At 59.7% G+C, this 22,901-nt stretch carries 19 protein-coding genes and 1 pseudogene; 5 read left to right on the top strand and 15 right to left on the bottom strand.

Annotated elements, in window-relative coordinates; genetic code table 11:
- Positions 1–7 precede the first annotated feature (7 nt).
- From crl to gpt, 3 genes are all read right to left on the bottom strand, one after another.
- Positions 8–409 carry a sigma factor-binding protein Crl gene (crl, locus tag CBW22_RS14180; RefSeq protein ID WP_021313042.1) on the bottom strand — a complete coding sequence of 134 codons (402 nt, stop codon included), beginning with the start codon at positions 407–409 and terminating at the stop codon, positions 8–10.
- Positions 410–518: 109 nt separating this feature from the next.
- Positions 519–1,766 carry an esterase FrsA gene (gene frsA / locus CBW22_RS14175; protein WP_088517012.1) on the bottom strand — a complete coding sequence of 416 codons (1,248 nt, stop codon included), beginning with the start codon at positions 1,764–1,766 and terminating at the stop codon, positions 519–521.
- A 120-nt stretch (positions 1,767–1,886) separates the two neighbouring features.
- Positions 1,887–2,345 carry a xanthine phosphoribosyltransferase gene (gene gpt / locus CBW22_RS14170; RefSeq protein WP_021507279.1) on the bottom strand — a complete coding sequence of 153 codons (459 nt, stop codon included), beginning with the start codon at positions 2,343–2,345 and terminating at the stop codon, positions 1,887–1,889.
- A 254-nt stretch (positions 2,346–2,599) separates the two neighbouring features.
- Here gpt and pepD point away from each other — a divergent pair, with 254 nt between their 5' ends.
- On the top strand, positions 2,600–4,060 hold the full coding sequence (gene pepD / locus CBW22_RS14165; protein ID WP_021507280.1) for a beta-Ala-His dipeptidase: 1,461 nt from the start codon (positions 2,600–2,602) through the stop codon (positions 4,058–4,060).
- Between the two features lie 65 nt (positions 4,061–4,125).
- Here pepD and CBW22_RS14160 read toward each other — a convergent pair whose 3' ends face one another.
- The gene (locus CBW22_RS14160) at positions 4,126–6,678 is read right to left on the bottom strand and encodes an Ig-like domain-containing protein (RefSeq protein ID WP_088517011.1); all 2,553 of its coding nucleotides are present in this window, start codon (positions 6,676–6,678) and stop codon (positions 4,126–4,128) included.
- A 100-nt stretch (positions 6,679–6,778) separates the two neighbouring features.
- Positions 6,779–7,834 carry a DNA polymerase IV gene (gene dinB / locus CBW22_RS14155; protein WP_088517010.1) on the bottom strand — a complete coding sequence of 352 codons (1,056 nt, stop codon included), beginning with the start codon at positions 7,832–7,834 and terminating at the stop codon, positions 6,779–6,781.
- Between the two features lie 244 nt (positions 7,835–8,078).
- Between dinB and dpaA the strand changes: the two genes are divergently transcribed.
- Complete coding sequence (gene dpaA / locus CBW22_RS14150; protein WP_088517009.1) at positions 8,079–8,822, top strand: peptidoglycan meso-diaminopimelic acid protein amidase; 744 nt, start codon at positions 8,079–8,081, stop codon at positions 8,820–8,822.
- On the opposite strand, the gene CBW22_RS14145 is transcribed toward dpaA, so the two are convergent.
- Both CBW22_RS14145 and lpcA read right to left on the bottom strand, forming a co-directional pair.
- Positions 8,793–9,560: a class II glutamine amidotransferase gene (locus CBW22_RS14145; RefSeq protein ID WP_021507283.1), complete on the bottom strand. Its 768-nt coding sequence runs from the start codon at positions 9,558–9,560 to the stop codon at positions 8,793–8,795. The genes dpaA and CBW22_RS14145 overlap by 30 nt on opposite strands.
- Before the next feature lie 48 nt (positions 9,561–9,608).
- The gene (lpcA, locus tag CBW22_RS14140; protein ID WP_021507284.1) at positions 9,609–10,187 is read right to left on the bottom strand and encodes a D-sedoheptulose 7-phosphate isomerase; all 579 of its coding nucleotides are present in this window, start codon (positions 10,185–10,187) and stop codon (positions 9,609–9,611) included.
- A gap of 229 nt (positions 10,188–10,416) precedes the next feature.
- Between lpcA and fadE the strand changes: the two genes are divergently transcribed.
- From fadE to CBW22_RS14125, 3 genes are all read left to right on the top strand, one after another.
- A complete protein-coding gene (gene fadE, locus CBW22_RS14135) occupies positions 10,417–12,867 on the top strand; it encodes an acyl-CoA dehydrogenase FadE (protein ID WP_058758016.1) in 2,451 nt (816 codons plus the stop codon).
- Between the two features lie 184 nt (positions 12,868–13,051).
- On the top strand, positions 13,052–14,212 hold the full coding sequence (locus CBW22_RS14130; RefSeq protein WP_088517008.1) for a pyridoxal phosphate-dependent aminotransferase: 1,161 nt from the start codon (positions 13,052–13,054) through the stop codon (positions 14,210–14,212).
- On the top strand, positions 14,200–14,970 hold the full coding sequence (locus CBW22_RS14125; protein ID WP_088517007.1) for an amidohydrolase: 771 nt from the start codon (positions 14,200–14,202) through the stop codon (positions 14,968–14,970). Before CBW22_RS14130 ends, CBW22_RS14125 begins: the two co-directional genes overlap by 13 nt.
- Before the next feature lie 47 nt (positions 14,971–15,017).
- Here CBW22_RS14125 and katG read toward each other — a convergent pair.
- The 8 genes and pseudogenes from katG to CBW22_RS14085 all read right to left on the bottom strand — a co-directional run bounded on the left by katG (position 15,018) and on the right by CBW22_RS14085 (position 22,896).
- Positions 15,018–17,216: pseudogene (katG, locus tag CBW22_RS14120) on the bottom strand (catalase/peroxidase HPI).
- Between the two features lie 294 nt (positions 17,217–17,510).
- Positions 17,511–17,846, bottom strand: a complete 336-nt coding sequence (gene uraH, locus CBW22_RS14115; protein ID WP_021507290.1) for a hydroxyisourate hydrolase — start codon at positions 17,844–17,846, stop codon at positions 17,511–17,513.
- Positions 17,843–18,337, bottom strand: coding sequence for a 2-oxo-4-hydroxy-4-carboxy-5-ureidoimidazoline decarboxylase (gene uraD / locus CBW22_RS14110; RefSeq protein ID WP_088517006.1), 495 nt, complete (start codon positions 18,335–18,337; stop codon positions 17,843–17,845). Before uraD ends, uraH begins: the two co-directional genes overlap by 4 nt.
- 12 nt (positions 18,338–18,349) lie before the next feature.
- Positions 18,350–19,609 carry an allantoate amidohydrolase gene (gene hpxK, locus CBW22_RS14105; RefSeq protein ID WP_058781167.1) on the bottom strand — a complete coding sequence of 420 codons (1,260 nt, stop codon included), beginning with the start codon at positions 19,607–19,609 and terminating at the stop codon, positions 18,350–18,352.
- On the bottom strand, positions 19,606–20,841 hold the full coding sequence (locus tag CBW22_RS14100) for a pyridoxal-phosphate-dependent aminotransferase family protein (RefSeq protein WP_088517005.1): 1,236 nt from the start codon (positions 20,839–20,841) through the stop codon (positions 19,606–19,608). Before CBW22_RS14100 ends, hpxK begins: the two co-directional genes overlap by 4 nt.
- Positions 20,842–20,862: 21 nt before the next feature.
- Entirely contained in the window at positions 20,863–21,594 is a 732-nt protein-coding gene (locus CBW22_RS14095) for an amino acid ABC transporter ATP-binding protein (protein ID WP_021507294.1), read from the bottom strand.
- Entirely contained in the window at positions 21,575–22,231 is a 657-nt protein-coding gene (locus CBW22_RS14090; protein WP_088517004.1) for an amino acid ABC transporter permease, read from the bottom strand. The genes CBW22_RS14095 and CBW22_RS14090 overlap by 20 nt, the downstream gene beginning before the upstream one ends.
- The gene (locus tag CBW22_RS14085; RefSeq protein ID WP_021507296.1) at positions 22,228–22,896 is read right to left on the bottom strand and encodes an amino acid ABC transporter permease; all 669 of its coding nucleotides are present in this window, start codon (positions 22,894–22,896) and stop codon (positions 22,228–22,230) included. The genes CBW22_RS14090 and CBW22_RS14085 overlap by 4 nt, the downstream gene beginning before the upstream one ends.
- Positions 22,897–22,901: the final 5 nt, after the last annotated feature.

Here is a 22,901-nt window from a genome sequence, read left to right as displayed (position 1 = left end):
CTCAGGTTCAGGCGCTGAGTTTAACCGGCTCTTCTTTGAACCCTGCCGCGGGCCTGAGATCAAGCTTAAACTCATGCAGCGTGGCTTTCAGGCGCTCGTGGAAATTACGCAGCGTGCTCTCCACTTTCTCATTGTTCTCTTTGCCCTTGATGGCGGCCACGCTCCAGTCGCCGTCTTTATCAAACAGGCCGAAGTGGTATTCGTAGGTGAAGTGATCTTCATAGGCGTTCAGCGTCATCCACCAGCCCCAGAACTCGCGGCTTTCCGGCGCCGGTTTGACGTTGACGCACGCTGCCAGGCAATCAAAGAAGAAACGCGTCTCTTCACACTGTCCTTCACGGATGTACGGCCCCAATTCGGTGAAGCGCTTAAGCAGGCGACTACGGGGGTGACCACTCGGTAACGTCATGCTAACTCTCTCCCTCAAATAAACCGTATAAAACGCAGCGCGGCGGCAAAACGCCACCGCACGTATTTTCCCGAAGATAAGTTGTAGCAGAGTCTGCGTATTTCGCCAGTTAGCGCTGCAACTGTTTTGCCAGCCAGTCGCAAATTTGATTGAGCGCCCTGTCAAAGCTGGCAAACACTGGCGTAGCGGGAATCGCCAGCGCCTTGCCCTGCGCCGAGGAGTTGACGATCAGCTGCGCCTCCTCTTCCGGGCTGAACAGATCGTTGGGCCAGTAAGCGGCCAGCATCGGTACCGGCGTCCGGCGGCCCAGCAGGCCCTGTACTTTGAGCGAATAGCGGTTGAGCTCAATGCGCAGATTGCTGTCGGAGGTCGACGACATACCCAGCCGGCTGGCCAGCATGTCCATATACATATCAGGCAGTTGCTGCTGGCGCTGCGCATCGACAAACACGTGATGCACCATCGGCCCGAGCGATGCCACCGCGCGCAGACGCGGCACCTCAAGGTAAGCCAGCCGCGTCGCCACGTTGGCACCAAAGCGGTAACCGAACAGCGCCACGCGCGTGTGGTCAATCCACGGCACGTTGCTCAGCTCGCGCAGCACCTGCTGATGCAGCTGGCTGGTGTCCTGATTGAGCGTCCATTTGCTGCTGAAACCCACCGACGGCATATCCAGCGTCAGCATGGCGATGCCGCGCGGTGCCAGATAATCGTGAAACAGCCGGTAATGGTCGCTCTGCAGCGAGTCGAGACCGCCGCACAGCAGCACGGTGGGATACGGCGCGCTGGCCTGCGCCGGCATATGCAGGAAGCCGGTGACCGGACTGCCGCCGCTGATGGGAAAGGTCAGGGATTTCAGCTCGCCGGGCAGGCGCTGGGTGGCTTCTTCATAAGCGCGATTCGCCAGCACCTGCGCCTGATCCGCCAGCTCATCACCTTTAATGTACGGATACGCGGCCAGGCTGTAGAGACTGGCGGCATGCAGCCACTGCTGGCCGGCCTCATCGTGATCGGCGTTCTGCATCGCGCGCTGCTGCCACAGCGCCGCCTGCTTCGACCACTCATAGTTCCAGTTGCCGCCGCGATAGCCAATCACCGTGTCCAGCAGCGTTTCGTCGGTGTGTTCAAACTCACTGACGGCAATGCGCGCCAGCACTTCGCTGATCTCCTGCGGCGCCAGGCCGCGCCATGTCCACAGCAGCTTGTTCAGCATGCGATACCAGCCGCGCTGGGTATCGCCTTCCAGGGCATTGTGCACCTGCGCCGTCGGGTGGTGCTGGCGATGCACCAGCGAGGAGGTTTCCGGGTGTTTGAAGCGGGGTTTGAACAGTTCTTCGCTGAGATTTTTCTCGGCCATCTTAAGCTTCTCCTGCGGCAGTCGCATAGATGGCTAAGAGTGTACTGCACCCGCCGCACGGGCGCGAGGCGCAGAAAGCACCACGCCCGGCATAACCGGGCGTTGTTTGCGTTGCATCAATCAGCTTTTTACAATCGGCGGAATGTACACCACGCCCATGTCCCACGGCTGCTCGATCCAGGTGTTCTGCGGAATATCGACAATGTAGTCGTCCACCAGCGCGCGGCCAGCCGGCTTGGCGAAAATGGTGCAGAAACGCGCTTTTGGATACATATCACGAATCGCCTGCGCGGTACCGCCGGTATCCACCAGATCGTCGATGACCACAAAACCTTCACCGTCGCCTTCTGCGCGCTTCAGCACTTTCATTTCACGCTGGTGATCGTGATCGTAGCTGGAGATGCACACGGTATCGACGTAGCGAATCCCCAGTTCACGCGCCAGCAGCGATGCCGGAACCAGACCACCGCGGCTGACCGCGATGATGCCTTTCCACTGTTCCACAGGAAGCAGGCGCTGGGCCAGTTTACGGGCATGAATCTGCAGCATGTCCCAGGTAACGACGTATTTTTCGCTCATAAAAGGAATCCCGGCCAATGAGATTGGCTTAAAAATATGCAAGGGGGAAAAGGTTGCGCGAGATTATAAGGATCTGACGCGTTAAAAACCAGCACCCGTCACATCGGTTGCAGGTTTTTAGCGCGCCCGATGGCGCACCCGGCAGGAAACAGTGATATTCTCTGGCCCATCACGTCAGATGTGCTGACGGCGATCTTTCACTGGAAACCCGCGTGCGAGCGGTATGTCCGCCGCGCTGACACAGGAGACGCGTTGTGTCTGAATTGTCTCAACTTTCCCCGCAGCCGCTGTGGGATATCTTCGCAAAAATCTGCTCGATTCCGCACCCTTCTTACCATGAAGAAGCGCTGGCCGAATACGTTGTTGGCTGGGCTAAAGAGCAAGGTTTCTGGGTTGAACGCGATCAGGTCGGCAATATCCTGATTCGTAAACCTGCTACCGCAGGCATGGAAAACCGTACTCCGGTGGCGCTGCAGGCGCACCTCGATATGGTGCCGCAGAAGAACAATGACACGGTACACGACTTCACCAAAGACCCGATTCAGCCGTACGTTGATGGCGAGTGGGTGAAAGCGCGCGGCACCACGCTGGGTGCGGATAACGGTATCGGTATGGCCTCTGCGCTGGCGGTGCTGGCGGACAACAGCCTGACCCACGGTCCGCTGGAAGTGCTGCTGACCATGACCGAAGAGTCGGGCATGGACGGCGCCTTTGGTCTGCAACCAAACTGGCTGCAGGCGGACATCCTGATCAACACCGACTCGGAAGAGGAAGGTGAGATCTATATGGGCTGCGCCGGGGGTATCGACTTTATCACTACCCTGCCGCTGAGCCGCGAGGCCGTGCCTGCCGGTTTCGAAACCCTGAAGCTGACGCTGAAAGGTTTGAAAGGCGGCCACTCCGGCGCGGACATTCATCTTGGTCTCGGCAACGCCAACAAGCTGCTGGCGCGCTTCCTTGCCGTGCACGCGGCTGAGCTGGATATCCGTCTGATTGAGTTCACCGGCGGTACGCTGCGCAATGCGATTCCGCGCGAAGCGTTCGCTACGTTAGCCATCGACAGCCATAAAGTGGATGCGCTGAAGTCTGCTGCCGCCCATTTCCAGGCCACGCTGCAGAATGAGCTGGGCAGTAAAGAGAAGAACGTCGCCGTGCTGAGCGAGCCGCTGGCGCATCAGGGCCAGGCGCTGACCGCAGACAGCCGCGATCGCTTCATCAACCTGCTGAACAGCACGCCAAACGGTGTGATTCGCAACTCGGACGTGGCGAAAGGCGTGGTGGAAACCTCGCTTAACGTCGGCGTGGTCACCATGGAGCAGGACAGCGCCGAGATCATCTGCCTGATTCGCTCGCTGATCGACACCGGTAAAGATTGGGTGGTCGAAACCCTGACTTCGCTGGGTGCGCTGGCCGGGGCGAAAACCGCGCCGAAAGGCGGTTACCCGGGCTGGCAGCCGGATGCCGACTCGCCCATCATGGCGCTGACGCGTAAGACCTATGAAGCGCTGTTTGGCAAGACGCCAAACATTCAGGTGATTCACGCCGGTCTGGAGTGCGGTCTGTTCAAAAAACCGTATCCGGACATGGATATGGTGTCGATTGGGCCAACCATCACCGGTCCACACTCGCCGGACGAGCAGGTGCACATCGACAGCGTCGGTCTGTACTGGAAACTGCTGACCGCGCTGCTGAACGTGGTGCCGGAAAAAGCGTAACGCCGTTGCGATAAAAAAAATCCTGCCCCCGGGCAGGATTTTTTATTTACGGTAACGGTGCCGCGTCAGGCGACCGCGCTGTAGCTCTCTTCCAGCGGCAACATCTCCAGCAACGGCAGCGTCTCACTGCGTGCCAGCTGAACGCCGCTCTCGACGCGCACATCGAGGTTGTCCAGACTGAGCGTGGCGGGAGAGGCCGACTGCGGCGACTCGCTGAACAGCTGCGGCGCGGCATCGCTTAGCAGCGACGTCAGCGTCAGCGAGCTTTCATCCAGCGCCAGCATCGTGAAGTCCTCTTCAACCGGCTCCTCAACCACCAGGCTGAACGCTTCGGTCTTCAGATGACGCCCCTGAATTTCAAAGTTATGTTCACCCGGCTCAAGGTGCCATTTGGGTTCCAGCGTCCACTCGCCTTTACTGTTTACCTTAGCGGAACCGACTTTCTCGCCGTTATCCAGCAGATAAATGAATTCGCCCGGCAGGCCAGTGCCTTTAAACTGCGGCTTGCTGTCATCGGTGATATCGCCTGGCTGCAGCAGCGCCGGCTCGTTGACATCATCCAGCACCTGAGTAATTTTCAGCTCAACGACAGTGATCGGCATGGTGTTGCCGGCTGTACCCGCAACTTTCGCCACCAGCTCATGCTCACCCACCGCGAGATCGCTGTGCGGCTGGAATTGCCACATGCCATCCGGCTGGATCTTCACGCTACCGATCGACACGCCGTTATCGAAAATTTCCACCAGCGCGCCAGCGCGCCCCTGGCCGGTAATGACCGGACGACGATCGTAGAAGTTGCCGTTTTCAGAGATGTAGTCAACGTTGCGCACGTTATCGTCCAGCCACAGGATCTCCGGCGCGTCTTCCATTGCGGCCACGATCTCAACATAGAAAGGCTGGCTGTAAAAACCGTCGCTCACCACCATCAGTTTATGTGAACCCACCGGTAAGTCGCGCACCGGCTCAATCTGCCACAGTCCATCCTCATTGACGATGGCACTGCCTAATACCGTACCGCCTACAATCAGTTTAACCAGGCTGCCCGGCTGACCCATGCCGCTTGCTTTGGGACGCGTATCATCGGTGACGCCATTATTGCCGATGGTTCCTTCCATCCCGACATCATCGTACAGATTCAGAATGCGGTTTTCCGCCACCACGTCAATCTTCCACGGCGCGCTCTTCTTACCGTTGCTGTCGACCACCAGACTGTAGCTGCCCGGATCCAGATCGCGGTACGGCTCCATCGTCCAGTTACCGTGCGCATCAACAAGGGTGTTCGCCACCTGAATCCCATTGGCCAGCAGCGTGACGGTTTCGCCCGGAATGCCTTTGCCGCTCAGGGTTGGCCGTGCATCGTCGGTTTTGCTGCCGTTGGCAACATTACCAGCATGGTAGCCCGCATCGTCATACACCGCGTGGATCTCCGGTGCCTGACCCTGCATGGGCACAATGTTAATCGGATAGATGTCGCTGACCGAGTCGCCGTTGCTGACCCAGAGCTTATTCAGACCATAACGCAGTTCGATATCCGGCTTGATGCTCCAGTTACCTTGCGCATCCGAACGCGCGCTGCCGAGGATACCGCCGGAATCCAGCAGCCAGATGGTGGTGTGCGGCAGCGCGGTGCCGCTGACAATCGGACGGCGATCGTCGCTGTCTTTACCTGGCTCAACCACCCCCACTTCATTCACATTGTCATGAATAGCCACGATCACCGGCTCAGACCCTTCACGGATCACCACGTTGAGTTCAACCGGTTCACTGACCACGCCATTGATGTAAACCGCGAGGTGGTGTTTACCCAGCGCCAAATCGTTAGTCGGCTGCAGCGTCCAGTTGCCCTGCTTATCCACCACGGTATAAGTAATGCCGCGGCCATTGTCCATCAGCCACACCACCGCACCCGGCGTGCCCACGCCTTTCAGCAGCGGACGACGGTCGTCGGTATCATCACCAGGCTTCAGCAGGCCGGTTTCATCCACGCGGTCAAAGATTTCCAGAATTTCCGGTTTGATGGTTTTCACCGGCACCACCTCGACCTTGAAGCCGCTGCTGCTCATGCCCTGGCTCTGCACCGTCAGGTGATGTTCACCTAACGCCAAATCGCGCGACGGCTGCAGGCTCCAGTTGCCTTTGGCATCAACGCGGGTCTGGCCGATTACCGTGCCGTTATCCAATAGCGTTACGGTGGCCCCCGGCGTGCCGCTGCCTTTGATCAGCGGGCGGCGATCGTCGGTCTTGTCACCGTGCAGCACATCACCGGTTTCACCCACGTTATCGTACAGTGAGAGAATTTTCGGCGGCTCGACGTTGACTGAAGAGATATTGATCGCGTAAGGCTCGCTGTACTGGCCCTGGCTGGATAACCGGAAACTGTGTGCTCCCGGCGGTAAGTCATACCCGAAGGTCACGTCAAAGGTTCCGTCGCGCCCGGCCTGAAACTGGTAAATAACCCGATTGTTGTCATAGAGGTAAATCATCGCCCCCGGATTCGCTTTACCGGTAATGCGTGGACGCGCATCGTCAGTGAACCCGCCGCGTGAAACGACGCCGGTCTCGCCAACATCATCATAGATTGACGTAATGGTCGGGCGGATTGAGTAATAATTTGCCATGTTGCACCTTGAGTGAGGAGTGTAAAAGCGTGCATTGTTGGCGATTCATTAGTGGAACGATGTACGAAACGTCCCGAAGAGAGTTGAAGCGGGCGCGGCGTTACAGTCCCAGCACCAGCTGGCGCTCCAGCTGCGGATTTACCAGCGTGACGTGGAGCCCCACCAGCCGCACACCGCGTCCGGCGCGGCGTTCATCCCAGGCCTGACGCGCCACGGCGATCATGTCGTCTTTATTCAGCACCGGCCAGACATGTTCCTGGGTGGTGAGCTGAAAATCGTTGAATTTCAGCTTTACGCCCTGACGTGCAATCTGCTTATCCGGGCGGATCGCGCTGAGACGGCGATCGAGCTCGGCGTAAAGAAAATCAATAATCTCCAGACACTGCTCCCAGTGATGGATGTCCTCGCCCAGCGTACGCTCGACGCCCAGCGATTTGCGTTCGCGCTCCACCACCACGTCGCGATCGTCGATGCCGTTGCTGCGCTCCCACAGCACGCGGCCAAATTTTCCAAAGCGCTTCAGCAGCTGCGCCAGATCGGCCTGCTGTACGTCAGCACAGGTGCGCAGCCCCATCTCTTCGAGCTTTTTGGTGGCCACTTTGCCAACGCCGGGAATCTTGCTCAGCGGCAGCGTCAGCAGAAAGTCCGGCATCGCCTGCGGCGTGATCACATACTGGCCGTCGGGCTTGTTCATGTCTGAGGCGATTTTGGCGAGGAACTTGATCGGCGCAATGCCGGCAGACGCGGTCAGGCCGGTTTCACGCAGAATATCGGCGCGAATCGCCTGCGCCATCAGCGTGGCCGATCCCTGGCAGTGTTCACTGTCGGTGACGTCCAGGTAGGCTTCATCCAGCGACAATGGCTCAATCAGTGGCGTATAGCGGGTAAAGATGGCGCGAATCTGCTGCGAGGCTTCTTTATAGGCATCGAAGCGGCCGGGCAGCAGTTTCAGGTGGGGACAGAGGCGCAGCGCCGTGGCGGTTGGCATCGCGCTGCGCACGCCGTATTTCCGCGCCGGATAGTTGGCGGTGCTGATTACGCCGCGCTGCACGCGGCTGCCGCCGATGGCAATCGGGATATCACGTAATGAAGGATCGTCGCGCATTTCCACTGCCGCGAAAAAGCAGTCCATATCGACATGAATGAATTTGCGCATACGCCCCTCCGGATACTGGATAAGTATACAGCAGAGAAAAACAACGGCAATATTTGTGGCGCGTGCGATTAAAGTTTACAAATTTGTGGTCGTATTCCCTTTAGGATTGCACCATTTTCTCGGACTCCGGCTTGATTAAACGCCAGACAATGATAATGTTGCGCTGCGGTAGCGGATATTTCCGATAATGCAATACAGTGACGCACTGCGTCAGCGTTCCTCTTCACTTCAAGGTACACACAGAATGGGCAGAATCGCATTATTGTTTGCGATGATTCTTATGCCGCTCCTGAGCTGGGCAATGACGCCTGAGCCAATGCAGCCGCTGGCTCCGGTGAGCAAAGAGTTAAAGAAACAATTACTGGGTACACCGGTATTTATTCAGATCTTCAAGGAAGAGCGTACGCTGGAACTGTACGGCAAAATCGGTAATGAATATCGTCTGCTGGACAGCTATCGCATCTGTAACTTCTCCGGCGGCCTCGGGCCGAAACGTCGTCAGGGCGATTTTAAAAGTCCGGAAGGCTTTTATAACGTGAAGATGAATCAGCTCAAGCCGGACAGCCGTTTTTATCGCGCCATCAATACCGGATTCCCGAATCAGTACGATCGCGCCAAAGACTATAACGGTAACTATCTGATGATTCACGGCGATTGCGTGTCCGTGGGCTGCTATGCCATGACCAACGCGTCGATGGATGAGATCTTCACTTACGTGAACGCCGCGCTGCGTAACGGTCAGCAGGATGTGCAGGTCAACATCTTCCCGTTCCGCATGACCGACAGCAACATGCAGCGTCATCGTTACTCGACTTACATCAGCTTCTGGCGTGAACTGCAGCCGGGCTATGCTTACTTCGCCAAATACCACGTGCCGCCAACGGTCAACGTGACGGCAACCGGTCAGTATGCGGTGAACAACACGCCGGTCATGACCACGCCGGAAGCGGCGTCGAAATCATTCCTGGCGCTCACCCAGGTAAAATAATGCCCACTCACCTGGCACGATGCGGTGCCAGGTTTCATTACCGGTCAGCGGCTGCGTCGCAATCACCGTCACCACGTCTTTCGGCGTGGTCTGCTGCAGAAAATCAATCTCCACATCCTGATCGAGCAGCTTCGCTTTGCCAAACGGCGCGCGGCGCGTAATCCAGTACAGATTGGTTGAGCAGAAGGCCATTAAATAGCGTCCGTCAGACAGCAGCATATTGAATACGCCCTTCTGGCGCAGCTCCGTCGCCAGTTCCGCCACATAGCGAAACACCGCCGGCCAGTTGCCCGGCGTGCGCGGATAGCGCTCAGCCAGCTTATGCAGAATCCAGCAAAACGCCTTTTCGCTGTCGGTTTCGCCTACCGGACGGAAATGCCCGGTCTCCAGCTGGCGATAGCCCTTTAGCTGGCCGTTGTGCGCGTAAGTCCAGTTGCGGCCCCACAGTTCGCGGGTAAACGGATGGGTATTTTCCAGTGACACCTGGCCGCGATTGGCCTGACGAATATGCGCCACCACCGAGTGCGACTTGATTGGATACTCCTGCACCAGGCGGGCAATCGGCGAGTTGTAGCTCGGCAGCGGATCTTTAAAGGTGCGGCAGCCTTTATCTTCGTAAAAGGTGATGCCCCAACCATCTTTGTGCGGCCCGGTTGCACCGCCACGCTGCACCAGACCGGTAAAACTGAAACAGATATCCGTGGGGACATTGGCGCTCATCCCGAGCAATTCGCACATAGCAACCGCCTTATCAGAACCTCCCGCAGGCGCGGGAGGAGCACGTCATCACTTAACCATCTCTTTTTCGATTAACAGCATCAGGATGTGGATCACTTTGATGTGAATCTCCTGAATGCGATCGGCATAACCAAAGTGCGGCACGCGAATTTCGATATCGGCCGTACCGGCCATTTTGCCACCGTCTTTGCCGGTCAGGGTAATCACTTTCATGCCTTTGGCGCGCGCGGCTTCTACGGCTTTGATGATGTTGGCCGAGTTACCCGAGGTGGACAGCCCCAGCAGCACATCGCCCTCACGCCCGACCGCCTCGATGTAGCGGGAGAACACATAGTCGTAGCCAAAATCGTTGCTGACGCAGGAGAGATGGCTGACATCCGAAATGGCGATGGCCGGATAGCCAGGACGATTTTCGCGGTAGCGCCCGGTCAGCTCCTCAGCGAAATGCATGGCATCGCAGTGCGAGCCGCCGTTGCCGCAGGAGAGCACTTTGCCACCGGCTTTGAAGCTGTCGGCCAGCAGCACGGCTGCGCGCTGAATGGCGTGAATGTTGGCTTCATCACTCAGGAACTTATTGAGCGTATCGGCGGCTTCATTGAGTTCTGAGCGAATAATGTCCTGATACATAGGGATGTCCTTTAGAGGAAAATTGACCCAGCAAGTTTAACGGAATGGGCCAGAGCCGCAAAGCGCCCGCAGCAGGGAAAAGCGCGACGCCGCGCTGGCGTCCAATTGCCGGCACGATTTTGTGAGTTCGGTTCTAATTGCGATGTAAACAGATTGATAAATTTCGTGCACTGCTCTAAACCTTATCACTAACAGGTCAGACCTCTTACAACTTACGGAGCGGTTCATTATGTTGCTTGCCTCGATCATCGCGACGCTGGTGTTAATTAGCGCCCTCTTCTACCATCAGGTTTCACTGCGGCTCAGCAGTGCGATTGTGCTGCTGTGGACCGCGGCACTGGCCGCCACCGGCCTGTGGACGCCGTGGCTGCTGCTGCCGCTGGCCATCATTCTGCTGCCTTTCAACCTGCCGGCGATGCGCCGCAGCATGTTCTCTAAGCCGGCACTGCACAGCTTCCAGAAGGTGATGCCGCCGATGTCGCGCACCGAAAAAGAGGCGATCGACGCCGGTACCACCTGGTGGGAAGGCGATCTGTTTCGCGGCAAACCGGACTGGCAGAAACTGCACAACTATCCGCAGCCGCGCCTGACCGCAGAGGAACAGGCGTTTCTGGATGGCCCGGTAGAAGAAGCCTGCCGCATGGCTAACGACTTCGAAATCACCCATGAAATGGCCGATCTGCCGCCGGAGCTGTGGGCTTACCTCAAGCAGCACCGCTTCTTTGCCATGATCATCAAAAAAGAGTACGGCGGTCTGGAGTTTTCCGCTTACGCGCAGGCGCGTGTGCTGCAAAAACTGGCAGGCGTGTCCGGGATCCTGGCGATCACCGTCGGCGTGCCGAACTCGCTGGGTCCGGGTGAACTGCTGCAGCATTACGGTACCGATGAGCAGAAAGATCACTACCTGCCACGCCTCGCGCGCGGTGATGAAATCCCCTGCTTTGCGCTGACCAGCCCGGAAGCGGGCTCCGACGCCGGCGCCATTCCAGATACTGGCGTGGTGTGCATGGGCGACTGGCAGGGTCAGCAGGTGCTGGGCATGCGCCTGACCTGGAACAAGCGCTACATTACCCTGGCGCCGATTGCTACCGTGCTCGGCCTCGCTTTCAAGCTCTCCGACCCCGATCATCTGCTGGGCGAAACCGAAGAGCTGGGCATTACCTGTGCGCTGATCCCGACCCACACGCCAGGCGTTGAGATTGGCAGACGTCACTTCCCGCTGAACGTGCCGTTCCAGAACGGGCCGACGCGCGGCAAAGATATCTTTGTGCCGATCGATTACATCATCGGCGGTCCGGCGATGGCCGGTCAGGGCTGGCGCATGCTGGTTGAGTGCCTGTCGGTAGGACGCGGCATTACCCTGCCGTCTAACGCCACCGGCAGCCTGAAAAGCCTGGCGCTGGCGACCGGTGCCTACGCGCACATTCGCCGCCAGTTCAAAGTCTCTATCGGTAAAATGGAAGGGATTGAGGAGCCGCTGGCGCGCATCGCCGGTAACGCTTACGTGATGGACGCGGCGGCGACGCTGATCACCAGCGGCATTATGCTGGGCGAAAAACCGGCGGTGCTGTCAGCGATTGTTAAATACCACTGCACCCATCGCGGCCAGCGCGCCATCATTGATGCAATGGATATCGCCGGCGGTAAAGGCATCATGCTTGGCGAGAACAACTTCCTGGCGCGTGCCTATCAGGGCGCCCCGATCGCCATCACCGTTGAGGGCGCGAACATCCTGACGCGCAGCATGATTATCTTTGGCCAGGGCGCAATCCGCTGCCATCCGTGGGTGCTGGAAGAGATGAACGCCGCCGCGAAGAACGATCTCGTCGCCTTTGACCGCGCGCTGTTCAGCCATATCGGCCACGTCGGCAGCAATAAAGTGCGCAGCCTGTGGCTTGGCCTGACCGGCGGCCGCACCAGCGCTACGCCAACCCGTGACGCGACCCGCCGCTACTATCAGCAGCTGAACCGCCTGAGCGCCAACCTTGCGCTGCTGTCGGATGTGTCGATGGCGGTGCTGGGCGGTAGCCTGAAACGTCGCGAACGTATTTCGGCACGCCTCGGCGATGTGCTGAGCCAGATGTATCTGGCATCCGCCACGCTGAAACGCTATGACGATGAAGGCCGCAACGAGGCGGATCTGCCGCTGGTGCACTGGGGCGTGCAGGATGCGCTGCATCAGGCGGAAGTGGCGATGGACGATCTGCTGCGCAACTTCCCGAATCGCCTGGTTGCGGGCGCGCTGCGGCTGGTGATTTTCGCCGGCGGCAAACACTGCCCGGCACCGTCCGATAAACTGGATCATAAGCTGGCCAAAATGCTGCAGCTGCCGTCCGCAACCCGCACCCGTCTGGGCCGCGGCCAGTATCTGACGCCGAGTGAGCACAACCCGGCCGGTCAGCTGGAACAGGCGCTGCAGGATGTGATGGCGGCGGAAGTGATTCACGATCGTCTGTGTCAGCAGCAGAAAAAACACTTCTCCTTCACCCGGCTGGATGCGCTGGCCCAGCGCGCGCTGAAAGAAGGCTGGATTGACGAGAGTGAAGCGAAGGTGCTGACGCGGGCCGAAGCCAGCCGTCTGAAGGCCATCAACGTGGATGATTTTGCGCCCGAGGCGCTGGCGGTGGCCAAACCGGACAGCAAACCCAAACCGAGCGCCCGCCCCAGCGAAGCGGCGTAACCGTAAAAAGCCTCCAGCCGGAGGCTTTTTTTATGGCCTGCGGCAGCGGATAAGCGCACTCAGCATCTGTGCCACCCACGTTTAGACGTCTAAGCGTCTCGATTGCCAAGTGTTAACATCCTGTTTATAGTGGCTGCAGCACAAGGTTACTCCGCAACGACATTCGCGCTTAAGGCACCCGATAATGACGCAGCCCAACCTGATCCCCGAGAGCAAACTACCGGCGCTCGGCACCACCATTTTTACCCAAATGAGCGCCCTCGCCGCCCAGCACAACGCCATCAATCTGTCACAGGGTTTTCCCGATTTTGACGGCCCGCGCTATTTGCAGCAGCGCCTGGCACATCACGTCAGCGAAGGCGCTAACCAGTACGCGCCGATGATTGGCACCCTGCCGCTGCGCGAGGCGATCGCCGATAAAACCGCAGATATGTACGGTCACCGGCCGGATATCAACAGCGACATCACCGTGACGGCGGGCGCGACCGAAGCGCTGTATGCCGCGATCACCGCGCTGGTGCGGCCGGGCGACGAGGTAATCTGCTTCGATCCCAGCTACGACAGCTATGCGCCGGCGGTTCAGCTGGCCGGCGGCGTGCTGAAACGCATCGCGCTGCAGCCGCCCGCTTTTCAGGTCGACTGGCAGGCCTTCAGCAGCCTGCTCAGCGCGCGCACCCGGCTGGTGATCGTCAACACACCGCATAATCCGTCCGCCACCGTATGGCACGCCAGCGACTACGCCGCGCTGTGGCAGGCGATCGCCGGACAGGAAATTTATGTGCTCAGCGATGAAGTCTATGAGCACATCTGTTTTGATGAGCAGGGCCATGCCAGCGTGCTGGCACATGCCGACCTGCGTCAGCGCGCCATCGCAGTCTCATCCTTCGGCAAAACCTTTCATATGACCGGCTGGAAAGTGGGTTACTGCATCGCTCCGGCGGCGATCAGCGCCGAAATTCGCAAAGTGCATCAGTATCTCACTTTTTCAGTGAATACCCCGGCGCAGCTGGCGATTGCCGATATGCTGCGCCAGCAGCCGGACCATATTGATGCGCTGCCGGCATTCTATCGCGCCCGGCGTGACCGCCTGACGCAGGCGCTGGCCGCCAGCCGGTTTAAGGTGCTGCCCTGTGCCGGCACCTATTTCCTGCTGGTGGATTACAGCGCCATTTCCGATTTGGATGATGTCAGTTTCTGCCAGTGGTTAACCCGCGAAGTGGGCGTGGCGGCGATTCCGCTGTCAGTGTTCTGCGCGGACCCTTTCCCGCACAAGCTCATTCGCCTGTGCTTTGCTAAACAGGAAGCGACGCTTGACGCCGCTGCGGAGCGTTTATGTCAGCTTTAAAACTTACCGTATTACAGGAAACCCTGAGCTGGATGGATGGCGCGGCCAACCTGCGTCATTTTGATGAGGTGCTGCAGGGCATGACGGGCCGCGATGTCATCCTGCTGCCGGAGATGTTTACCACCGGCTTCGCCATGGAGGCGGCGGCCAGTTCGCTGCCGCAGGATCAGGTGGTAGCGTGGCTGCACGGTCATGCCAAAGCCCTGAATGCCCTGGTCGGCGGCAGCGCGGCGATTCAGAGCGACCAGGGCGCGGTAAACCGTTTCCTGCTGGTGGAGCCCGACGGCACGCTGCACCAGTACGACAAACGCCATCTGTTCCGCATGGCCAGTGAGCACCAGCACTATGTGCCCGGTGAAACGCGCGAGGTGTTCCACTGGCGCGGCTGGCGTATTCTGCCGCAGATTTGCTACGACCTGCGCTTCCCGGTGTTTTCGCGCAACCAGAATGATTACGATCTGGCGCTGTACGTCGCCAACTGGCCGGCACCGCGCGCGCTGCACTGGCAGGCGCTGCTGCTGGCGCGCGCCATTGAGAATCAGGCCTATGTAGCCGGGTGTAACCGCGTCGGCAGTGACGGCAATCAGCATCAATACAGTGGCGACAGCCGGATCATCTCGCCGCAGGGTGAGATCCTCGCGGCCGCTGACTCCTTCGCCCGCGCGCGCCTCGACGCCGAGTTATCACTGGAGGCGCTGCAGGACTATCGCGAGCGCTTCCCGGCCTGGCGCGACGCCGATGAATATACGCTGAAGTAATAAAAAACCCCGGCCAGGCCGGGGTTCGCGTTATTCACGTCAGTTGCTTACAGATCGAACCGGTCGAGGTTCATCACTTTGGTCCAGGCAGTCACGAAGTCGTTAACGAACTTCTGCTTCGCATCGCTGCTGGCGTAAACTTCCGCCAGCGCGCGCAGGATGGCGTTAGAACCAAACACCAGATCGGCGCGGGTGGCGCTGTACTTCACTTCTCCGCTCTGACGATCGCGGCCTTCGAACAGCTCAGCGCTCTCATCGGTGGCGCGCCATGCGGTGCGCATATCCAGCAGATTGATGAAGAAGTCGTTGCTCAGCACGCCCACGCGATCGGTAAACACGCCGTGCGCGCTGCCGTCGAAGTTGGTGCCCAGCACGCGCAGACCACCCAGCAGTACCGTCAGCTCTGGCGCGCTCAGCGTCAGCTGTTGCGCTTTGTCCAGCAGCAGGGTTTCGGTGGAAGAACCGCCCTGTACGCGGCGATAGTTGCGGAAACCATCGGCCAGCGGCTGCAGTACGTTGAATGACTCGACATCCGTCTGGTCCTGACGCGCATCTACGCGGCCCGGCGTGAACGGCACCTGCACCGCGACACCTGCCGCTGCTGCCGCCTGCTCAATCCCGACGCTGCCCGCCAGCACAATCACATCCGCCAGCGACGCTTTACCTGACTCCTGCTGAATCTTCTGCAGCACCGGCAGCACATCGCGGGTGACACTGGCGTTGACCGCCCAGCCGTTCTGCGGCGCCAGCGCCAGACGGGCACCGTTCGCGCCGCCGCGTTTATCGCCGCCACGGAAGGTGGAAGCAGACGCCCAGGCCGCAGAGACCAGCTGGCTGACGCTCAGACCCGAAGCGGCAATTTTCGCTTTCAGATCGGTGATGTCATCCGGCGTCGGCTGATGCGTGGCCTGCGGTAACGGATCCTGCCACAGCAGATCTTCCTTCGGCACTTCCGGACCGAGGTAACGCGCTTTTGGTCCCATATCGCGGTGCGTCAGTTTGAACCAGGCACGGGCGAAGGCTTCGTTGAACGCCTGCGGATCGTTGAGGAAACGACGCGAGATCTTCTCGAACTCCGGATCGAAGCGCAGCGTCAGGTCGGTGACCAGCATGGTCGGCTTGCGTTTTTTCTCTGGATCGAACGGATCCGGGATAATCGCTTCGGCATCAACCGCTTCGAACTGAATCGCGCCCGCTGGGCTGTGCGTTTGTACCCACTCATATTTGAACAGGTTCTCGAAGAAGTAGTTGCTCCACTGCGTTGGGGTTTGCGTCCATACCACTTCCAGACCGGAAGTGATGGCATCGGCACCGGCACCGCTGCCGTAGCTGCTGTGCCAGCCCAGACCCTGCGCTTCCAGCGGCGAGGCTTCCGGATCGACGCCCACGTGGCTGGCCGCAGCGGCACCGTGCGTTTTACCCAGCGTGTGACCGCCGGCAATCAGCGCGACGATCTCTTCATCGTTCATGCCCATGTTGCCGAAGGTAGCGCGAATCGCCGGGGCCGCCGAGCGCGGATCGCCGCTGGCTTCCGGACCTTCCGGGTTCACGTAGATCAGGCCCATTTCCGTCGCACCCAGCGGCGCGTTTGCCAGGCTTTCCGGATGGCGGTGCGCCAGCCATTCGGTCTCATGTCCCTAGTCCACGTCCATGTCCGGTTCCCAGACATCTTCACGACCGGCACCAAAGCCAAAGGTACGGAAGCCGGCGTTTTCCAGCGACACGTTACCGGCAAGAATGTAGAGATCGGCCCAGGAGATTTTCTGGCCATACTTCTGTTTCACCGGCCACAGCAGACGACGTGCTTTGTCGAGGCTGACGTTATCCGGCCAGGAGTTGAGCGGCGCAAAGCGCTGCTGGCCACGTCCGGAACCGCCGCGACCGTCGATGGTGCGGTAGGTGCCGGCGCTGTGCCATGCCATACGGATAAACAACCCGATGTAGCTGCCCCAGTCGGCAGGCCACCAGGATTGCGAGTCGGTCAGCAGCGCACGAATATCGGCTTTCAGCGCGGCGTAATCCAGTTTGCTGAACTCTTCACGGTAGTTGAAAGTGTCACTGAGGGGGTTAGAACGGCTGGAATGCTGGTTTAACAGATCGACGCGCAGCATGTTTGGCCACCAGTCGCGGTTAGTGGTCCCGCTTCCGGCGCCACGCGCTAAAACGCTTTTCTCTTCCGATGCTCCATGATGAAAGGGGCATTTTCCTGAGGCGGCTGCATTATCATTATTTTCGGGCGTGCTCATTTCTCGGCTCCATTGGCTTCACGTTGTTCGGTTAAGATAACCGCACCGTGTTGCAGAATATATTTGGATGGACCGAAGGTTTTGATAGTTACTGGCTTTCAAGCGCGAGGTTTGTGATAGAGAGCACGAATTTCAGCGGGCCTGAGAGGGTATGAAGCCGGTACTGCAAGTCGCACAAGATTCGTAGCGGCGCGATTCATCGCGCATTAAATTGCGCCGCTACCAAAACGCAACCGTTGTTAAGCGGATTTACAATTTAACAGACAAGCATTGCGCCATTTATGGCGACCTGGATCAACTCCCGCGGTAAGTCGACCACGACCATGGGGAAATGAGGAACGGCAGGTGATAATGGCTGCCGGCGGAGCCAATCACAAAATCAATCTGCGCGCTGACGTACAGCGCATCACGTCCGTCGGCGGCGAAATAGTCACCGATCTCCGCGGTTAAGCGATAGTGGCCCGGCGCCAGCGGTTCAGGCGTGAGATCTTTGATGCGTCCGTCGCTGTCGGTTTCGCCCTCGGCCACCGGCAGCCAGCCCTCAGGGCTGTTCTGCTCCAGCGACATCGCGACGCCAATCGCCGGTTTGCCCAGCGCGGTGTCGAGAATATGGGTAGTGATGGTGCTCATGTGATGCTCTCCTTAAGCCGTAACAGGGTAATTTCCCGCAGCTGCGCCAGTGCTTCCTGCTGCTCAGTCTCTTCATCATTGTTGAGCCTGCGCTGTAATTCCGCCAGCATCTGCTCGCCGCTGCGCCCTTTGGCGCGAATCAGAAACACCCGGCCGAAGCGCTGCTCATAGCGCTCATTACCGGCCAGCATCGCCAGCTGCAGCGCGCCGTTAGCCTGCTGCATCGCCGCCTGTTCCTGCTGCGACAGCGCGGCCTCTTTACCCGCGCCCTGCGCTTTTTCGCCGATGCGCGGATGGGCGCTCAGCGCCTGTCGCAAGGCGTCGCCCTGCCACGCCAGCGCCAGCTGTTGCGCCGTGGCGTACAGCGCCGTCAGGCTGGCGAACGGCCGCGCCGCCACCAACGCCTGCTGCCAGGCGGGAATCGCCACGCAGTGGGCAATCGCCGCCTGCGCCTGCGCGACGCTCGCCTGATTAAAATCGTTCAGATCCATTTCGCGGCTCCTTTAGCTGCGCGCCAGATCGCACACCGCCTGCAGATAGGCCTGCACGCCGAGCGCCACATCGGCCACCTGCACCGATTCCGCCGGATGATGGCTGATACCGCGATGGTTGCGCACAAACAGCATGCCCACCGGCCAGCGTTCAGCCATCGCGATCGCGTCGTGACCGGCTCCGCTCGGCAGCGCCAGACTGCGCCCCTGTACGGTTTCTACCGCATGGCTTAGCGCCTGCTGCAGCCGCGTATCACAGGCGGTGGCCGCGATGCGATAGTACTCGTTAGCGCTGAAGCTGAGCCCGCGCCGCAGCGCGATGGCTTCCGCCTGGGTCAGCAGGCTGGAGAGCAGACGCTCCAGTGGTTCATCCTGCGGTCCGCGCACGTCCAGCGACAGTTGCACTTCGCCGGGGATAACGTTAACGGCGCCCGGCAGACAGCTCAGCGTGCCCACCGTTGCCACCAGCTGCGCATCCTGATCCTGCGTGGCCTGTTCCACAAACACCATCCACTCTGCCGCTGCTGCCAGCGCGTCTTTGCGGTGCGTCATCGGCACCGTGCCGGCATGACCGGCCTCTCCGACAAAGCGGCAGTTAAGACGGCGCGCGCCGTTAATCGCCGTCACCACACCAAGCGCCAGATCGTCCTGTTCCAGGCACGGTCCCTGCTCAATGTGCAGTTCGAGATAAGCCACAATGTCGCTCACCTCACGTGCCGCCTGCGGGATCAGCGCCGCGTCCAGGCCGAGGTCCTGCATCGCCTGCGCCACCGTAATACCGTTACCGTCCGGATGTGACACCCAGCTCTCCGGCCAGCTGCCGGTGAGACCGCGGCTGCCAAGCAGCGTGATGCCAAAGCGCGTGCCCTCTTCATCGCCGAAGCCGACAATTTCAATCGCCAGCGGCAGGCGCTGCTGATGGTCATGCAGCCACTGCACGGTTTCGATGGCGCTGAGCACGCCCAGCATGCCGTCGTAACGTCCGGCGTTGCGCACGGTATCAAGGTGCGAGCCGAGCAGCAGCGCCGGTGCGCCCGGCTCCGCCGCTTCATAGCGACCGCAGATATTGCCGACCGCATCCTGCCAGGTGTGCATACCTGCCGCCTGCATCCACTCAGCAACGCGCGCGTTGGCGCGCACCTGCTCCGGCGACAGATAGACGCGGGTCAGCCCCTCTTCGCTCTCACTGATTGCTGCCAGCGCGTCACAGCGCGCCATCACCCGCGCCGCCGCTGACTGCGCCTCACTGGCGCTCATCAGGCTATGACTCATGCGTGGCTCCCGTAGTGGTCCCAGGCAGCCTGCAGCGCCGCACCCTGAGTGGTGCGGAAACCGACGTGATTCAACACGGACTCCAGCGCGCTCAGCGTCAGCATCACGCAATCTTTGCGCGCGTTGTAGCCCATGGTGCCGATGCGCCACACTTTGCCGTGCAGCGGACCGAACGAGGTGCCAATCTCAATGCCGAAATCGTCCAGCATCAATTTGCGTACCTGGTCGCCGTTAATGCCCTGCGGGATCACCACGCCAAGCACGTTATTCATCTTGTGTCTGAGATCGCCAAAGGTTTCCAGCCCCATGCCCTGAATACCTTTCAGCAGCGCATCACCGTGCAGCTTGTGACGCGCGATGCCGTTATCCAGCCCTTCCTGCAGGATCAGACGGGCACATTCGCGTGCGCCAAACAGCGCCGAGGTGGCTTCGGTATGGTGGTTGAGCCGCTCCGGTCCCCAGTAATCCATGATCATGCCGAGATCGAAGTAGTTGGAGTAGATCATCTCGTCGACGCCATCCTGATGTGCGTCGGTGCGGATGCCCTGCTCCACGCACTTACGCTGGCGGATCACCGCTTCCATTTGCGGGCTGAGGGTGATCGGCGAGGTACCGGACGGACCACCGAGGCATTTCTGCATGCCGGCAGAGACCGCATCCAGCCCCCAGGCATCGGTTTCCAGCGGGTTGCCGCCCAGCGATGCGGTGGCATCGGTGTACAACAGCACGCCGTACTGGCGACAAATCGCACCGAGCTGCTCCAGCGGTTGCAGCATGGTGGTTGAGGTATCGCCCTGCACCGTCAGAAGCAGGCGCGGTTTGACTTTTTTGATCGCATCTTCGATCTGATCCGGGGTAAATATCTCGCCCCACGGCACCTCGATGGTATGGACTTCCGCGCGGCAGCGACGGGCAATTTCGCACAGCAGATGGCCGAAGCGGCCGAACACCGGCACCAGCACTTTATCGCCCGGACGAATCGCCGACAGCAGGATGGCTTCGATACCGGCGCGTGAGGTGCCATCAATCAGCAGGGTCCAGCGGTTTTCAGTGCGGAATACGCCACGGTACAGCGCCATCACCTCGTTCATATAGTGCGTCATCGCCGGATCGTACTGCCCAAGCAGCTGGCTCGACATGGCGCGCAGCACGCGCGGGTCGGCGTTGATCGGGCCCGGTCCCATCAGCAGACGCTGTGGCGGATTGATTTGCGAGAACTGGCTGATATCCATGAGGGGTTCCTTATTGTTCGGTTACAGACGCACGGTCGAAATAAACTGCTTCAGCTCGGCGGTTTGTGGATTTGCAAACAGCGTTTTGCTGTCGCCCTGCTCCCACACGCGTCCCTGATGCATAAACACCACGCGGTCGCCCACGTCGCGGGCGAAGTTCATTTCATGGGTGACGAGAATCAGCGTCATGCCTTCGGCGGCCAGCTGCTCCAGCACTTTCAGTACTTCACCCACCAGCTCCGGATCGAGCGCCGAGGTGATTTCGTCACAGAGTAAAACTTTTGGCTGCATCGCCAGCGCGCGGGCAATCGCCACGCGCTGCTGCTGACCGCCCGACAGGTTGGCCGGGTAGTAATTGAGGCGTTCGCCGAGCCCGACTTTTTCCAGCATCTGCGTAGCCAGCGTGCGGCACTCCGCCTCGCTCTTTTTCAGCACGCGGCGCGGTGCCAGCATCACGTTTTCCAGCGCGGTCATGTGCGGAAACAGGTTGAAGTTCTGAAACACCATGCCCACCGAGCGGCTGATTTCACGCGCCTGCGATTCACGATCGGTAATCGTCATGCCGCCCAGTTTAATGCTGCCTTCCTGATAGCCTTCCAGCCCGTTCATGCAGCGCAGCAGGGTACTTTTACCGGAGCCGCTGCGGCCAATGATGGAAATCACCTCGCCGTTGTCGATATCCAGATCGACCCCTTTCAGTACGTGGTTATCACCGTAGTACTTCTGGACCTGATTAATGGTGATGAGCGGCATTGAATTTTTTCTCCAGGTACTGGCTGTAACGCGACAGCGGATAACACATCAGGAAGTAACCGAGCGCCACCAGGCCAAACACCTTGAAGGGCTGATACGTCACATTATTGAGAATGGTGCCGGCTTTGGTCAGCTCGACGAAGCCGATAATCGACGCCAGCGCGGTGCCCTTGATCACCTGCACGGCAAAGCCGACGGTCGGCGCGATGGCGATGCGGATCGCCTGCGGTGCCACCACGCGATACAGCGTCTGGCCAAAGTTCAGGCCGAGGCAGCGCGACGCTTCCCACTGCCCTTTTGGCAGCGCGCGAATGCTGCCGTACCAGATATCCAGTAAAAACGCGCTGGTATACAGCGTCAGTGCCAGCGACGCCGCGGTCCAGGGCGCGACGTCGATGCCGAACAGGCCGACGCCGAAGAAGGCGAGAAACAGCTGCATCAGCAGTGGCGTGCCCTGAAACAGCTCGGTATAACAGCGAACCAGGCGGGTGAGCCAGCGCCGCTGCAGCAGACGCAGAAACAGCAGCGGCAGTGTCACCAGCGTGCCGCCGAAAAAGGCCACCAGCGACAGCAAAATCGTCCAGCGCGCCGCCAGCAGCAGGTTGCGCAGGATGTCCCAGTCAGTAAACGTTGTCATGCCGGCTGCGCTCCAAACCATTTGCGACCCAGCGCCAGCAGCAGCTGACGCATGGCAATCGACAACGCCAGATAGATCAGCGTGGTCACCAGATAGACTTCAAAACTCAAAAAGGTGCGCGACTGAATCAGGTTGGCGGCAAACGTCAGCTCTTCATAAGAGACCTGTGACACCACCGACGAGCCGAGCATCACAATAATGCACTGGCTGACCAGCGCCGGATAAATGCGCTGCAGCGAGGGCGGCAGCACCACGCGGATGAAGGTTTGCGTGCGGCTCAGCCCGAGCACGCGCCCCGCTTCCCACTGCCCGCGCGGCGTGACCTGGATACCGGCACGGATGATTTCAGTGCTATAGGCGCCAAGGTTAATCAGCATCGCCAGCAGCGCCGCTTCACCGGCCGTCAGTTTCAGCCCGAGATTAGGCAGACCAAACACGATAAAAAACAGCTGTACCACAAACGGCGTGTTGCGAATCAGCTCGACGTAGATGCCCCACAGGCGGCTGGCCCAGCCCGGTTTGCCGCTGCGCAGCGCCGCGCCGAGAATACCCAGTCCGACACCGCCCACCGTTGCCAGCACCGTAAGCTGCACCGTGACCCACAGTCCGGCCAGCAGCTCTGGCCAGTGCGGCCAGAGATCTGCAAAGTTAAGTTGCCCAATCATTGGCC

Origin of the sequence: Pantoea sp. VS1, from assembly GCF_002207995.1 — a bacterium.
GTDB classification, from domain to species: domain Bacteria; phylum Pseudomonadota; class Gammaproteobacteria; order Enterobacterales; family Enterobacteriaceae; genus Pantoea; species Pantoea dispersa.
The sequence above is the reverse complement of the archived record's forward strand: the minus strand, read 5'-3'. Positions and strand labels throughout refer to the sequence as shown.